Here is a 14867-nt window from a genome sequence, read left to right as displayed (position 1 = left end):
GGATATAATCCAGCGTTTTTTTTGTTGCGTGTTTTATTATTTCAGCTAAAATAGTTAGCCTTGCTAACTAAATGGATGCAAAATGAGTCTACAAGAGAGTTTAATTAAACTTGAACGGTTTATGTCGAAAGAGTGGCGTCTATTATCAAAAGTTGATGATCCTCTAGCGATGCTAAGTTTTAATGAGTTTGATTATTTAAAAGTGATTCAGTATGCCAATGAACCGATAAGAATTACTGACTTAGCGGAAGAGATGTTAGTGGCAAAACCATCTGCGTCAAATATGGTGGTAAGACTTGAAAAGAAAGGGCTGGTAAAGCGAATAGCTTGCCCAGAAGATGCTCGTGCTAAGCGTGTTATTTTGACCGAAAAAGCTCAGCGCGGTTTATTGCTGGAAGATGTTGTACATACAGAGATTACACGAAAACTGGAAGCGAAAGTGAGTAAAGAAGAGGTAGCAGAGTTCGTTGCCATCTTTAACAAAATGCTTAAGTAGAAATCACTGTACGCCATATCATGGCGAATATATCAATATAGTTAGCATTGCTAACAAAATGAGAGTAAAGCTATGTCTAAAACGATCACTAAACAGTTTCTAAAATATACGTTACCTACTGTTGCAGCAATGCTGGTGAATGGTTTGTATCAGGTCGTAGACGGGATTTTCATTGGCCAATATGTAGGGGCGGATGGATTGGCTGCGATAAATGTGGCGTGGCCAATTATTGGTGCCGTGTTGGGTATAGGAATGATGGTTGGTGTTGGCACAGGAGCGGTAGTGTCGATTAATCAAGGTGCAGGCAATAAGGATAAGGCGAAAAGTATACTCAGTACTGGTCTTATTTTTCTATTTCTACTGTTTCCTGTGCTCTCGCTGTTTTTGTGGCAGTACGCCGATAGTTTATTGTTAGCGCAAGGAGTTGAAGGGGAAGTATTCCAGCTCGCTAAGCAATATATCGACGTATTGATTGTCAGCAGCCTGTTTTCACTTGGCTCAATTGCGATCCCTTTTCTACTGCGAAATGATAATAGTCCAAACTTTGCCACCGTATTGATGATCATAGGGGCTGTCGTGAACATTGCTCTTGATTATCTGTTTATTGCCGTCATGGGCTGGGAGTTAGAGGGGGCCGCTATCGCGACCGCAATGGCACAGTTCGTGGTGACCTTAATGGGTGTGGGGTATTTCTTCTCCCGCTATGCCACAATGAGATTATCCCTTGCCACTCTTTCATTTCGAGTGAAGGAGTTACCTGAAATTTGCAGTATTGGTCTCTCAAGTTTCTTTATGTACCTTTACGGTTCAGCGATGGTAGCGGTTCACAACTGGATGTTTACTCAATTTGGTAATGTTGTGATGATCGGCGCTTATGCCATTATTGGCTATGTAGTGACCATTTACTACTTAACAGTAGAAGGGATCGCTAACGGTATGCAGCCATTAGTGAGCTTTAATCATGGTGGCAAAAATCGCGAGGCGGTAGCCAAACTGTTTAATTTAGCTGCGTGGAGCTCTGTTTTATTAGGCATTGCCTTTGTTCTTTTATTGAACATTTATCCAGAGCAAATTATCGCAGTGTTTAACTCTGAAGATGCTGAGTTAATGACACAAGCGACACTGGGTATTCGACTGCATATGTTTGCCCTGTTTTTGGATGGCTTTATTGTGGTTGCAGGGGCATATTACCAAGCGGTTGGTCAGAGCAAGAAAGCGATGTTTGTGACTATTGGGAATATGGCGGTACAGATACCTTTCCTATTCACCCTGCCGTACCTCTTTGGCTTGGTGGGTGTTTGGATTGCTTATCCGCTTTCGAATATTGCCCTAAGTATTGTGATTATCTGGATGATTAGACGGGAGTTTACTAACATTAGCAGTGTCGAAAATGGGTACAGTAAGGTATCAGAAGTAAACTAAATTTGAGTAAAGGGATATTCGATACAGCAAGCGTAAGTGAGCAAGGTGCCCACTTACGCGTTTTTATGCTATCTCACATCTAATCCAGCAAGTTGGTGCCAGTAACCATTGCAGTGACGATTCTCTAACGCTTGTTTTTGTTTGCCATCTTCATTGGCTTTAAACTGATCAACCTTGCTAAAGGTATCCAAGCCTAGCGGACTTAAACGAACCACATCAACCAATCCTTTCATGCTGTCGAGGTCATTGATCAAGTTGTAACAGTAACCAGATTGCGTCTGAATACCGTTCAAATTAAAGACCGATTGTCCCTCCTGGCTTGCTACTTGCAAACCCGTTGGGTATTTAATACAGCAAGTTTCACACTCATCTTTAGGTCGGTTCTCTGCTCGTGCAGTGAAACAGCGAGCGGAGTAGGCTAGGGGAAGATAGCCGTGACTGAACACTTCAATTTCAAACTTATCTCTGATATTGAGCGAGTCGCATTCTGTGGCGACTTGCGTTAACCATTCGCGAGAAAGTTCTACCGGCATACACCAGCGAATCATTCCTTGTTTTACAAATAAGCGTAAGGTTTGTGCATTGTAGGCATTCACCGCAGGGCCAACAACGAAAGGGACTTTCTTCTCAGAAGCCAACTGTATCGCCGATACGTCGTTAGCTTCAATGGCAAACTCACCATTGTCTATGTACTTTTTCATCGCACTGACTTCACTTGGCGCCTCAAGAAGTGCCATTGTAGAGAGGACCACTTGTTTTCCCGAAGCGGAAAGCTCTTTAGCGATATCGAACCACTGTTTAGGTTTGATCAATCTGCGTTTTGAACATACGGCTTCCCCTAAGTAAATTATGTCGGCACTGGAGTGTTGTGCTTGCTGATAGAAGTCTTCAACATCCTGTTTCGGCCAGAAATAGAGAAGCGGGCCTAGTGCGTATTTCATTTCGTTTTCCATACTTAATTCCGTTACTGCCATTTACGGTGATACGCACCGAGTGTTGTCTGGGTCCCTTCTGATACGTTTGCCAGTGCGTTGTCCCACTGAGCTTTAACTTGATAGCTATCAGGGTTGGCTAAATAGTGATCGATGGCGGCTCGCCATGTTCTGGTGACCTGCTCTACATAAGCCGGACTTCGCTGTCTACCTTCAATTTTCACGGAAGCGACATTGGCAGCAAATAGTTCAGGCAACAAAGATAAGGTATTTAAACTCGTGGGTTCTTCTAGTGCATGAATGCGCTTGTCTTCTCCATCAACATGAAGATCAAAACGGCCTTTACACAGTGTTGGGTAGCCCGCGTTTTCACCCGCTGAATAACGGTCAATTAATATGTCATTTAGTCTCGATTCAAGCCCATCATCTGTCTCTTGCCAGCGAACGTATTTTGCTGGAGAACAGGCTCCAACGGTGTTGGGTGATTCTCCTGTCATGTAAGAAGAGAGGTAACACCGTCCTTCCGCCATAATGCATAGACTGCCAAAAGCAAACACTTCTAACTCTACATGGTCAGGAATGTTTCGCGACAGCTGTTTTACTTGATGGATGGAAAGCACTCTTGGCAGTACAACACGTTTAACGTTGAAATTCTGATAGTAGTAGTCAATGGCGGCAATATTGGTTGCAGATGCTTGAACGGACAAGTGCAGCTCTAAATCTGGGTACTTACTGGCTGCGTACTCAAGAATCGCAATATCGGCAACAATTAAAGCATCAACTCCCATTGATGCGGCATTATCAACCGCCTTTGTCCAGCGGTCAAAACCATCTGGATGAGCGAATGTATTTAAGGCAACGTGAAGTTTTCTGTTGTGATCGCGTATATATTCAACTGCGCGATCCAGTTTTTTTCCTGTGAAATTTAATCCGGCAAAATGACGCGCATTGGTATCATCCTTAAAACCGATATAGACAGCATCAGCACCACAATCTACTGCTGTTTTGAGGGCAGGCAAATTTCCCGCAGGACATAAAAGCTCCATAAACTCAAACCATGTTATTTAAAGTCGTTTAGTGTTGGCATTTTATTGAGGATTCGTAACGGAAAAGTTGATGTAAGGCAGGTTTGGTTGACTCTGCCTCAGGAAAATTGAATATGTGCTGGAAAAATCGTCAATTAGTTTTTATGTCGGCGGTTTTGTGCCAGTAATTCTTCGATTTCATGTTTAGGTTGTGGTCGATGAAAATGAAAACCCTGAATAGAATGGCAGTTCAAATTGGACAATAAGGTGGCTTGCTGGCGAGTCTCTACCCCTTCAGCGACAACAGAGAGATCCAAAGAGCGCCCTAAGTTTATGATATTTTCAATGACCGTCACCTGCTTTGGCAGCTTATCAATATCGTTGATAAAGGCTCTGTCGATCTTGAGCTCATCAATAGGGAATCTCGCCAAATAAGAGAGTGATGAGTAGCCCGTACCAAAGTCATCAATGGAGAGAGCAAAACCTAGTTTTTTGATGGCGTTTAGCATTTGTAGTGTGTGCTCACTATCACTCATCACCGCACTTTCGGTCAGCTCAAAGGTGATGCAACTTGGGTCTAGCTCTGTGGTACGCAGTAGTTTTTCCATATAATCAATAAGCTTTGGGTTACCAAACTGCTCTGGAGATAAATTAATGGCGACTCTACCGGGCAAAATACCTTGAATTTTCCAGCGTTTAACCGTGGTGAATACCTCCCGCATTACCGAGCGGCCTAAGTGCTCAATAAGCCCGGCTCTTTCTGCGACAGGGATAAACGCACCTGGACTAATATAGCCCTCAATCGGGTGCTTCCAGCGAACCAGCGCTTCTGCACCATTAATGCTGAAATCACGAGCATTAACTTTAGGTTGGTACCAAACTTCTAACCCATTCTGCTGCAAGGCTTTTTGTAACTCAATCTCTAGCCATAAGCGCATGCGAGCTTCTTTGTTCATTTGATCATGGTAATTAATTAATCGGTTACGACCACGATCTTTTGCTTCATACATGGCAGTATCAGCATTTTGTAGCAACACTCGCGCATCGTTACCATCTCTCGGATAACTGACAGCGCCAATAGAACAGGCTAACCGCTTGCTAAAGTGGTGAAGGTCAAACGGTTGATTAATTAAAGAGATGATTTTTTCCGATAAGGATTCTGCCGCTTTGTTGTGCTCTGGATTTGGCACGATCAGTCCAAACTCATCACCACCAAGGTGACCAAGAATCGCTTCTGCCGGTAGCAACCGTTGCAAGCGTGCTGAGACTTCTTTGATGACTTTATCACCAATATGATGACCAAGAGAGTCATTGATATTTTTGAAATTATCAATGTCTAGATACAACATAACCAAAGGGGTTTCGTTGTCGATAAAGTGCTCTAAACGTCGAGTGAAGCCAAATCGGTTATACAGTTTCGTTAAGGAGTCGTAATGAGAGTCGTGTTTATCGTCAGGAACGCCGCCAACCTCACTATCTGCATCTTCAATGATGATGATTTGTGACTGGTTACCTAGAACCGTAATTTTGTCTGCTCTCAGGGTTACTTTTCGTTCAACGCCACAACGAGCACCGGTTAAGCAGGTGATGATCTCTTTCTCTAAAATTGACGATAAAGAGCGAGCAAATACGGTCTTGGTTTTTTCATCAATAAATAATCGACTGATCTGTTCTCCAAGCAACTCTTCATTTTCGTTAAAACCGAGCAAACGAACGGCCATCGGATTAGCCGAAATAATCGTGTCATTTTCAATCAGTATGAGGCCATCAGGAAGCAGTTCAGATAAAACAGAAAACTTACTTTCAGACTCTTCTAAAGATTTGGCGATAATCTGTTTTTCGGAAGTGTCGATAGCATGGAAGGTTATCGATTCTACATTATCATCAATGATGATAGGGGAAACACTAAAATGCAGGCTGGTTTCGTGTTCATCGTCGTTTAAAATGATTTCTGCTTCGACATTTTCACCCTGAAGGGCTTTATCATAGAAAGGCTTTAGCGATTGATAAAATTTATCACCGAGCACTAAAGAGTCATTCATGCCAACTAGCTCGTTTTTAGACAGTCCCGCGATTTCACAATAACGCTGGTTAACGTTACTGTAGTTGTGTTGTTTGTCTAAAATGGCAAAGAGAAACGGACTGCTGTCAGTCAGTTTGGCAAACCATTGTTGTAACTGCGTTGTTGGCATTAAAATTCTACCGATTTCATACTAAATATGTTGCTTATTTTATAAACTATAGCCTGATAACTATAACCTTGATACATCAGATGTGAAAGCTATCAGTATTATAGCGATTCTTTTTTGATACATAACAGGAATTCTGATGCGATATCCACTATTATGGCGAAACGACAAAACAAGGTAACGGATATTTAGTGTGTTAAACAAGATTCGAACCCATTTAGTGCAAAATGCTGCACAATTTTTGAGATCTCCAGTCCAATTATTACCGAATGCCATACAAAATAAAGCATTACTGGAAGGACTTAAGCAGGTTTTCCGTGAGTCACTAGAAGATGGTGATTTTGAGTTTCTTGAAGACAAATGGTTAAAAGTATCCATTAGCGACTTATCACTTGATTGGTTTATTAGCTACCAAGATGAGAAGCTTTTGGTTTCTGAATCCGTTGAACAGTATGATGTGAGCTTTTGCGGTAACTTAAATGATTTGGTATTGATTGCCGGTCGAAAAGAAGACCCTGATACGTTATTTTTTCAACGACGCTTAAGCATTGAAGGAGACACTGAATTGGGTTTGGAAGTGAAGAACTTGATGGATAGTGTGGACTTAGATGCCCTTCCGAAAGGGTTGACTCTATTGCTGAATCAGTTGGCCGACTTTGTGTATAAAGGTGTTCACCCAGAACTAACCAATGATGGAGCCACAAATGCTTATCAGAACTGAAGCACCAGCAGACATTCTGCCAATTAATAGTCTATTAGAGGCCGCGTTTGATACGGATGCGGAAGCTAAACTGGTTATGTCACTGCGTGAGAATAGCCGTTTTACCCTATCGCTTGTTGCATGCAGTGATGAAGGTGAAATCATTGCGCACCTGCTGTTTACTCCTATATTGATCGATGGTGAAGATATTGGTTGGCAGGGAATGGCGCCAGTGGCTGTTAAGGCTGAGTATCGGAAACAAGGCATTGCAGGCAAGTTGATTAGAGAAGGTTTTGACTCTCTATTTGAGTTAGGTTACCCCGCCTGTTCGGTTTTAGGCGATCCTGCATTCTATGGTCGTTTTGGCTTTGTTGATGCAGAGAGCTATAACATGCATTGTCGCTGGGATGTTCCTCAAGGGTACTTTCAAATGATCGAGTTAGCGGAAGGTACTTGCCAAGGCAAACAAGGTTTAATTGAGTATTGTCCGGAATTTTCAGAGCTTTAGTTATGTTATCAAGTGAGGCGGAATATCTGCAAGAAATGGGAATCAGTCGCTGGGATGTTATTCATCCTCAACGACTTGAAGGCTATCATGCAGAGTCAATAGTATTACCAGAAGAGTGCAAATTACTGCTTGTATCCGCAGTAAAGCCAAAAGGTGAACTAGCAGAGCTGTTTGAACGGGTGTTAAAAAGTATGGGACTGACTTTAGATCAGTCATTGCATCTATTCCCTAACCAGATGCCCTACTTAGGCAAACAGTCACTTGACTGGATTTGGTTTTCCGGAGGGGAAGCCATTGAACTAGAAGGGGTAAACCTTATTAGTTCGCCATTATTAGCTGACATTCAAGGAAATACACAACAGAGACGCCAGTTATGGCAACAAATTTGTAAATATGACCATTAATATCTCCCCTTTAGCCGAGTCGCATCTAGATGCGGTTTGGCGTATTGAACAGACCGCCCATTCACATCCTTGGACACAATCCATGATTAATAATCTCAATAGCCGTGGTGCCTGTCACTATGCGCTGCTGGATGGTGAACAGTTGATTGGCTATTTTTATGCGCAAAATATTGTGGGGGAAGTGACTCTACTAAATGTGGCGGTGGATCCCTTGTTACATGGTAAAGGGTTTGGACGTTGCTTAATGGAGCATTTTCTCGACATTTGCCAAAACGCTAAAGCAGATAGTGCATGGCTGGAAGTAAGAGAAAGCAATAACAAAGCATTTCAGTTGTATGAATCGCTTGGGTTTAATGAAGTTGATCGACGAGTAAATTATTACCCATGTAAACAGGGTAAAGAAGATGCCATTATTATGAGTTACCTGTTTTTTTAGCTTTAGAATCATCGCGAAAGGTCAACAGACCCTAGTAATTGACATATTATTTAATGATAATAGCATTATCATCTTTTTCTGAACTAGAGAACCATGAGTTATGGAAACAAAAAGCGCAAGATTGACGGTACTAATTGACCCAAATAAGAAGCAAGCCTTAGAGCAACTCTGTGCCACTCAAGACGTGACGCCTTCTCAAGTCGTTAGACAGTTAATTCGTGATTATTTGGATAAACATGGTGTTGATTATGGTTTGCCAACACAGGTTAAGAATCCGAAAGTAAGTAACTAACCGCTGAATTTACATCGCTAAAGTAGTTTGTTTCACCCAATAGGCAAATTATCTCTGCTTTAGCTAATTTCCCCGCCACTCTATTGTTTGCTCCTGCTAGCACAACTTTAATATGACGTTTATGCAGCGCGATGATGCTGTTTTCAAGTGCTTGCAATCCAGTGATATCCATAAAAGGAACTCTGTGTAAGTCGATTACAACTGTTTTCGGGTCGGTATGTGTGTCCGCTAGGGCATGATCAAATTTATCTACCGCGGCAAAGAAAAATGGCCCATCTAGAGTAAAAATTATCATATCTTCAGGAACAGCGTTGATTCCTAATTTGGTCAGGGATGAATCTAAACTAACTGAGGAGGATCGCGTAACTTGAACGCTACTCGCCATGCGTCTTAAAAAGTGCAAAGTTGCGAGTATTACGCCAATATTGACCGCGACAACGAGATCGGAAAAAACCGTCAAGCTAAAGGTGATTAGCAAGATCACAACATCAGCACGAGGAGCCTGTTTAACCATTCGGATAAAGTGGCCGGCCTCGCTCATGTTCCAAGCCACAACAAATAGGATAGCAGCGAGGGTTGCCAAAGGAATATGTACCGCTAATGGAGCAAGGACCAGCAAGATGAGAATCAACGTGATTGAGTGAATGATACCTGAAAGGGGACTATTACCACCATTTCTGATGTTGGTTGCTGTTCGAGCAATGGCGCCTGTTGCAGCAAACCCGCCAAATAGAGGCGCAATAATGTTTGCTAACCCTTGTCCAATAAGTTCTTGGTTAGAGTTATGTTTTGTACCAGCCATACCATCAGCGACAACAGCAGAGAGAAGAGATTCAATGGAACCCAGCATAGCGATAGTAAATGCTGGACCAATTAACTGAATAATCTGCTTCCCTTCTATCTCGGGAAAAGAAAACTCTGGTAAACCTTGTGGTATTCCCCCAAATGCACTGCCAATGGTTTTTATCGTTTCGAACTGAAATAGATACTGAATGACAGTCGCAAAGACCAGCGCAACCAAAGGCCCTGGTACTTTTCTAATTAGCGGTATTCGATTGCTGTAAATGACCAATAGTAGAGAGGTGATCGCTAGCAAGGTTGTGGCTGAGTCGAACAGTGGCAACGCTTTGAATAATAGCATGAGTCGTTCATGGAAAAACTCAGCGGAGACGGAAGGTAGACCAAAAAAATCTTGCCATTGACCCACCCAAATAGTGACGCCAATACCTGATGTAAAGCCAATGATTACCGGAGCAGGGATAAATTTAATGACCGTGCCCATTTTTGCAAAGCCAAACAGTAGCAAGATGACCCCAGCCATCATGGTGGCTATCTGTAAGCCTGTGATGCCATATTTACTGGTAATGACTGATAGAACGACAATAAATGCCCCGGTAGGACCCGCAATTTGAACTCTGCTTCCGCCAAATAGAGAGACACAAATAGCGGCAATGATCGAAGTATAAATGCCTTGCTCAGGTTTAGCCCCAGAAGCAATAGCGAATGCCATTCCAAGAGGGAGCGCGACCACACCAACAATAACACCGGAAATGAGATTGCGAATCCAGAATTTCTTGCTTAATAAATGGTTTTGTTGGGCTTCGATGATAGCAAACACAGCTTATACTCAAGTGCTAATTAAATGATAATGACATTATAATGATATGGTAATAATTAGCCAGAAAGATCATTTGCAACAGAGAGAATAAGTAAAATAACGGCGACCTGGAGAGAGTCGCCGTCATTTATGAAGAATGAGTAGAAGAAAGAGACTAGTGGCAATGCAGCGCATAGATACAAGCCAATCCTCCATGAGTGCTATGTATCTTTATTTCAATACACTGAACTTGATTTAAGAGTTCAATCTGATGCAGGTTGGTAGAGAGGTGATTACCTTTCACTTGCTTATACAGTTGGCCATCAATATAGAGATCGTAATCTTTGACACAGTTAGGAGATACATTTTCGTGGTGTCCCCATTGAGCGGTTTCCATCGCGTGATCAAAATCATTATCGAACATCAAGGTTATATGATCGAGAGTGGTTGGAGAAGGGAACGTTAGAGTTACGGTTGGATTACGATCTTCTTCACTTGGTGCCCAAGCATGAGAGTGATCATTTGGGCGTAATTGGCCATTAAGCATATTTTCAGCAGCGTATGCTTGTAATGGTCTATTTAATTTGAATGCTGGTAAGTATTTGTTAGGTCTACGTTTTGGTAACCAAAATTCAAATTCATCTACTCCCCAATCACCGTTGGCAATCTGCTTGGGTTGTTTTGCGACTTTTGGGTTAACCGTATTATATACTGTCAAAATAGCCGGCAGTTCTGTTGTTGAACTGGCGATAGCAAGATCGAGGTTCTCTTCCAGCTTAATAAAGAGATATTGATCTATTGGTGAGATGTAATTGAACGATAATACATACTCGTTATCCCCTTTTTCAATAGCTATATCGTGACCCGTATTAACTATCTCCGGAGTATGATTGAAAGGTTTAGTCGCAGTCAAAAGACGCGCTTTAAGTGTTGTCGTTTTAACCGCAGTGATGGCCAAGGTGATATCGGGAAGTTGCTCTCCTGATTTTATGGGTAGCATCAATGCTTGGCTTTCTGCCAACTGCCGATAGCCGGCATTCTTTTTAACAGATTGCACTTGGTAGGTTGAAGATGCGGTAATGGTTCCGGAAAAGTGCGTAGTAGAAGAGAGTCTCGGTATATAAAAACCTTTGCTAATCAATTGTTGTTGAAGCGTATTGATATGTTCTGGTTTACTTAAATCAGCAGGGGGAAGTTTTAGCCTGTTGGCAAGCGCCGCTGCTTCTCCTATTACTTGTCCATTTTGTCCTGATGTACACATTACTCTTGTCGAACCAAAGGCTACATGTGTGGTTGAAAGTGTTCGGCCTCCAAGAAATAAATTAGTGATATCTTTAGCGTACATAGTCCGGTAAGGGATGGTGTATGTGCCTTTACTGTGAAATTGTCGGCAGCCATCATGCTTACTATACACACCATCAGCAGGGTGAAGATCGATTGACCAACCGCCAAAACTTACTGCATCATAATGATCGATCTGATTGATAATATCTTTTTGAGTTAATAGATAATCACCGATAAAGCGACGACTTTCTCTCTTTCCGGGAATTAACCCTACCCACTCAAGCGTCATATTGTTTGCTTCTGGAAAATGGCCACTGTTTTTAATGTGATCCCATACCCCCCATACGATTTTCCATAATTCCCATTTGATAGTTTCACTATCATGAACGGTGTTTAATCTGCCGCCCCATTCAAGCCACCATAAATCACAACCATTTAGGTTTGAGGAGAGTTTTTTGTAGCGTGGGATTTCGGTGATGTCCTTCAAGGCAAAATCGGGAGCTGTAAAGGTCACAGGTTCCGCTACATGTTTGGTATAAAAGTAGATTGAGTGTCCCAGTTTCTGGCCGAAGCTGTCATCTGGTGCCATTCGTTCATCAAACTCGCTGCTCTCTTCTGCACCAACTCGATGGCTTGCTCCTGAAAGGTAAGCTAAGATACCATCTCCAGTACAGTCGCAGAACATGTCTCCGCTAAGTGTGTACTGCGTTTCATTGATGGCATTAAATGCAGAAATAGAGTGTATTGTTCTCCCCTCGTCACTGTCTGTATGAGAGACTTGAAACACCGCTGTGTTGAGGAAAAGATCAATTTTTTTTTCTTTTTTAACTAGGTCGAGTAAAATCATATCGAATATAACTGGGTTGCCTTCTTTGTTTCGATATAGGTTTTCTTCTAAGATTTCGCCCATAACACCGCCTTCTCTGGCAAATCGATTGTTATTGCCCATATGAGAAGTTGCACCAAGAGCCCATAACCTAACTTCGCTTGATGCGTTGCCACCTAGTACAGGACGATCTTGAACTAATGCTACAGATTGACCATTTCTTGAAGCGCTTATGGCAGCACAGATACCAGCTAATCCACCTCCAGCGACTACTAAATCGAAAGAACGTTCGAGCTGGTTAAGTTCTCTTTGCGAGTCGTACGAATAAATATCCATGTTGCTTTCTTAAGCCTCTAGTTTTATTTTGTAAAAAGCCAATCAACTTTCAGGAATACATATGTCTTCACAGCCAAATCAAAGCCTTATTGATGGGATACGTTGTTTACAATATCTCGCATCAAGTGATGAGCCACTAGGATGCAGAGAGTTGGCAAGGCAACTGGATATGAATCCAAGCAAAGTCAATCGACTACTCATGACAATGGCTTCAATTGGACTGACTACCCAAGATAATAAGCGACGCTATCTCCCTGGTTCAGGCATTCATGCTTTAGGTGCCCAAGCTATGCGGAGCTCGAACTTATTTCGTAAATCAATCACGGTGCTAGAAAACATCGCACCACATGATCATATCGTTGCGCTTGGTGTCTTATGGGAAGATAAAGTGGTGTATCTCTACCACTCAAAACCCGGCCAAGACAGATATGAAGCACTTCTTGATTACAAAATTCAGCCAGCAACAAATTCGGTTATTGGTATCTGTTTATTGGCTGAGCACAGCAATGAAAAACTGACACAACTCTTAGGTGAAGATCGCTTGCAATCTATACGTCCATTGATTGAAAAAATGCGTACAGATAAACATGTTTTCTTAAATCATTCTGACGGAGAGCTTTCAATGGCTGTTCCTATTCAGTCTGCAGATAAGGCTGCTTTAGCATTTGCGGGCTTCTATGGAATTACCACCGAGCAAACGCAAAATAAGCTACAGAGACTAGAAGTACTTGCCAGCATGCTATCCAGTTAGAATGCTATTATCCATCACGTTAATCCACCGTGTTTCTTTATTAGAAACAAAATAATATTATTTCAAGTTGGTTAAGATCGCAATGTCTTTCTAAGATATTGTGATCGACATACCAATACCTCAATGGAATAATGCGACCAAGCCCTTGTAAACCCGCGTCTGAATGAGTTTTGTAAGACCATACCCTTATAAGAAACTGTGGATGTCACAGAGAAAGGAACGATTTGGAGGGAACTTGTGCGCCCTATCAAACTTTTCTCAATTCGATATTGATGAGTTCAGGTAAAGATATTAGTGTCTCTAATATAGAGACGGAGTGAATTTATTTGATACCCTACATTTCAGCTAGATTTATATAGATCTCTCTCAATCAGGAACAACACTTATACTCTACATTGAGGTAACTATGAATAAGTTAAAACTATGTGTATCAGCAGGATTGCTGGCGGCATCATCGGGTGCATTTGCATCTGAAGTGACATTTTTAAACTGGGTAACAGCTGAGCCTAGTAATAAACCTATTGTTGATGCGCTTATTGCAGAATCTGATCAAGATGTAAAAGTACTGTCTAGTTCTTGGGGAGACATGCAAAAAAATGTCTACTTAAGAGTAAGAACCAAGCAACCATTAGATGTATTTCAAAGTTCGGCAAAGTGGCTGCCTACCTTCGCGCAATTGCCAAATTTAGTAGATTTTAATGATGTATTCGGTAAGGAGTTTCTTGAAGAGCATATACCTGCATCGGTATTAGCGGCAGGAAAGTATAAAGGCAAGCAGTATGGTATGCCTTGGAATATCGGTTCAATAAGTTTAGTTGCAAACAAGAAAATGCTGCAGGAGAAAAACATCTCCGTAGCGCCTGAAACGATCGACGAATTTGTTTCTACCCTAAAGCAAGTAAAAGAAGCCTACCCAGAGAGCACTCCTTACGCAATGATGACGAAAGGTGGCAATCTTATCTCTAGTGATTTCCAACTGTGGCTTTGGGCACATAACGGGTCAATATTCGATGAGCAAGGCAATGTAACTATTGATTCGGACGCCACTGTTAACACACTGAATTTTATGAAAATGCTGGTGGATGAGAAATTGGCTTCACTGGATGTTGACCGTGGTGCTGCCCGTCGTATGTTTGGGCAGGAAAATGCCGCTTATTATTTTGATGCCACCGTTGCACGCGGGTTTGCTCGAGACTTTTCAGGAATGGGCGAAGAGTATGATCAATATGTTTACCCTATTGAGACGCCAACATTAACAAAGGATATGCAGTCACACTCTATGGAGTGGGGACACCTGCTCATTATGTTGAATAGTGATGCTGCAAAAGTGGCGGGTAATATCAGCTCTGATAGCGCTGCCGCTAAGTTAATCAAAACATTATCGATGAACAAGCAAGTGCAGATCGATTATTTCCAGAAAGCGGGAGCGATTCCGGTAACTTATGAAGCACGAAGCGCTCAAGAAGTGACTCAAGACAGCTATATCGTAAACTGGAATGCATCAATGGGGATACCTAAACGAAACGAACTTTCACCACTGAAGAATAGCGCGAACTATGTTGCCGTGGTAAGCGAAGAAGTGCAGTCGGTTATTCTTGGTCAAAAAGACGCTAAGGAAGCAGCAGCTTCGATGGCAAGTCGTATTAAGAGAGCAATGAAGTAAGAGGCG

General features: G+C 42.1%; 14 protein-coding genes. 9 read left to right on the top strand and 5 right to left on the bottom strand.

The genetic code is table 11. From position 1 onward, the window contains the following. Positions 1-82: 82 nt before the first annotated feature. Both CHJ_RS11670 and CHJ_RS11665 read left to right on the top strand, forming a co-directional pair. Positions 83-496, top strand: coding sequence for a MarR family winged helix-turn-helix transcriptional regulator (locus CHJ_RS11670; protein ID WP_171751324.1), 414 nt, complete (start codon positions 83-85; stop codon positions 494-496). Positions 497-568: 72 nt separating this feature from the next. Beyond that, the gene (locus CHJ_RS11665; protein WP_317917732.1) at positions 569-1918 is read left to right on the top strand and encodes an MATE family efflux transporter; all 1350 of its coding nucleotides are present in this window, start codon (positions 569-571) and stop codon (positions 1916-1918) included. 68 nt (positions 1919-1986) lie between these two features. Here CHJ_RS11665 and CHJ_RS11660 read toward each other — a convergent pair whose 3' ends face one another. From CHJ_RS11660 to CHJ_RS11650, 3 genes are all read right to left on the bottom strand, one after another. After that, the gene (locus CHJ_RS11660) at positions 1987-2859 is read right to left on the bottom strand and encodes a U32 family peptidase (protein ID WP_171751326.1); all 873 of its coding nucleotides are present in this window, start codon (positions 2857-2859) and stop codon (positions 1987-1989) included. A gap of 23 nt (positions 2860-2882) precedes the next feature. Further along, entirely contained in the window at positions 2883-3896 is a 1014-nt protein-coding gene (locus tag CHJ_RS11655; RefSeq protein WP_171751327.1) for a peptidase U32 family protein, read from the bottom strand. Positions 3897-4030: 134 nt separating this feature from the next. After that, entirely contained in the window at positions 4031-6067 is a 2037-nt protein-coding gene (locus CHJ_RS11650; RefSeq protein WP_171751328.1) for a bifunctional diguanylate cyclase/phosphodiesterase, read from the bottom strand. 190 nt (positions 6068-6257) lie between these two features. Here CHJ_RS11650 and CHJ_RS11645 point away from each other — a divergent pair, with 190 nt between their 5' ends. The 5 genes from CHJ_RS11645 (at position 6258) to CHJ_RS11625 (ending at position 8404) form a co-directional block, all read left to right on the top strand. Continuing rightward, positions 6258-6785: an SCP2 domain-containing protein gene (locus CHJ_RS11645; RefSeq protein WP_317917731.1), complete on the top strand. Its 528-nt coding sequence runs from the start codon at positions 6258-6260 to the stop codon at positions 6783-6785. Further along, positions 6769-7272 carry a GNAT family N-acetyltransferase gene (locus CHJ_RS11640; RefSeq protein WP_171751330.1) on the top strand — a complete coding sequence of 168 codons (504 nt, stop codon included), beginning with the start codon at positions 6769-6771 and terminating at the stop codon, positions 7270-7272. The genes CHJ_RS11645 and CHJ_RS11640 overlap by 17 nt, the downstream gene beginning before the upstream one ends. A 2-nt stretch (positions 7273-7274) precedes the next feature. Then, complete coding sequence (locus tag CHJ_RS11635) at positions 7275-7676, top strand: DNA polymerase III subunit psi (RefSeq protein WP_171751331.1); 402 nt, start codon at positions 7275-7277, stop codon at positions 7674-7676. After that, positions 7666-8112 carry a ribosomal protein S18-alanine N-acetyltransferase gene (rimI, locus tag CHJ_RS11630; RefSeq protein WP_171751332.1) on the top strand — a complete coding sequence of 149 codons (447 nt, stop codon included), beginning with the start codon at positions 7666-7668 and terminating at the stop codon, positions 8110-8112. The genes CHJ_RS11635 and rimI overlap by 11 nt, the downstream gene beginning before the upstream one ends. A 100-nt stretch (positions 8113-8212) precedes the next feature. Next, on the top strand, positions 8213-8404 hold the full coding sequence (locus tag CHJ_RS11625) for a ribbon-helix-helix protein, CopG family (RefSeq protein ID WP_171751333.1): 192 nt from the start codon (positions 8213-8215) through the stop codon (positions 8402-8404). On the opposite strand, the gene CHJ_RS11620 is transcribed toward CHJ_RS11625, so the two are convergent. Together CHJ_RS11620 and CHJ_RS11615 are read right to left on the bottom strand one after the other, a co-directional pair. Further along, positions 8379-10022 carry a SulP family inorganic anion transporter gene (locus CHJ_RS11620; RefSeq protein WP_317917730.1) on the bottom strand — a complete coding sequence of 548 codons (1644 nt, stop codon included), beginning with the start codon at positions 10020-10022 and terminating at the stop codon, positions 8379-8381. The genes CHJ_RS11625 and CHJ_RS11620 overlap by 26 nt on opposite strands. Before the next feature lie 154 nt (positions 10023-10176). Then, complete coding sequence (locus tag CHJ_RS11615; RefSeq protein ID WP_317917729.1) at positions 10177-12447, bottom strand: FAD-dependent oxidoreductase; 2271 nt, start codon at positions 12445-12447, stop codon at positions 10177-10179. A gap of 61 nt (positions 12448-12508) precedes the next feature. Here CHJ_RS11615 and CHJ_RS11610 point away from each other — a divergent pair, with 61 nt between their 5' ends. Next, entirely contained in the window at positions 12509-13198 is a 690-nt protein-coding gene (locus CHJ_RS11610; protein WP_171751336.1) for a helix-turn-helix domain-containing protein, read from the top strand. 406 nt (positions 13199-13604) lie between these two features. After that, the gene (locus CHJ_RS11605) at positions 13605-14861 is read left to right on the top strand and encodes an ABC transporter substrate-binding protein (RefSeq protein ID WP_171751337.1); all 1257 of its coding nucleotides are present in this window, start codon (positions 13605-13607) and stop codon (positions 14859-14861) included. Positions 14862-14867 lie beyond the last annotated feature (6 nt).

It is taken from the genome of Vibrio sp. MACH09 (assembly GCF_033238805.1).
Taxonomy (GTDB): Bacteria; Pseudomonadota; Gammaproteobacteria; order Enterobacterales; family Vibrionaceae; genus Vibrio.
This window is presented reverse-complemented; position numbering and strand designations above follow the sequence as displayed.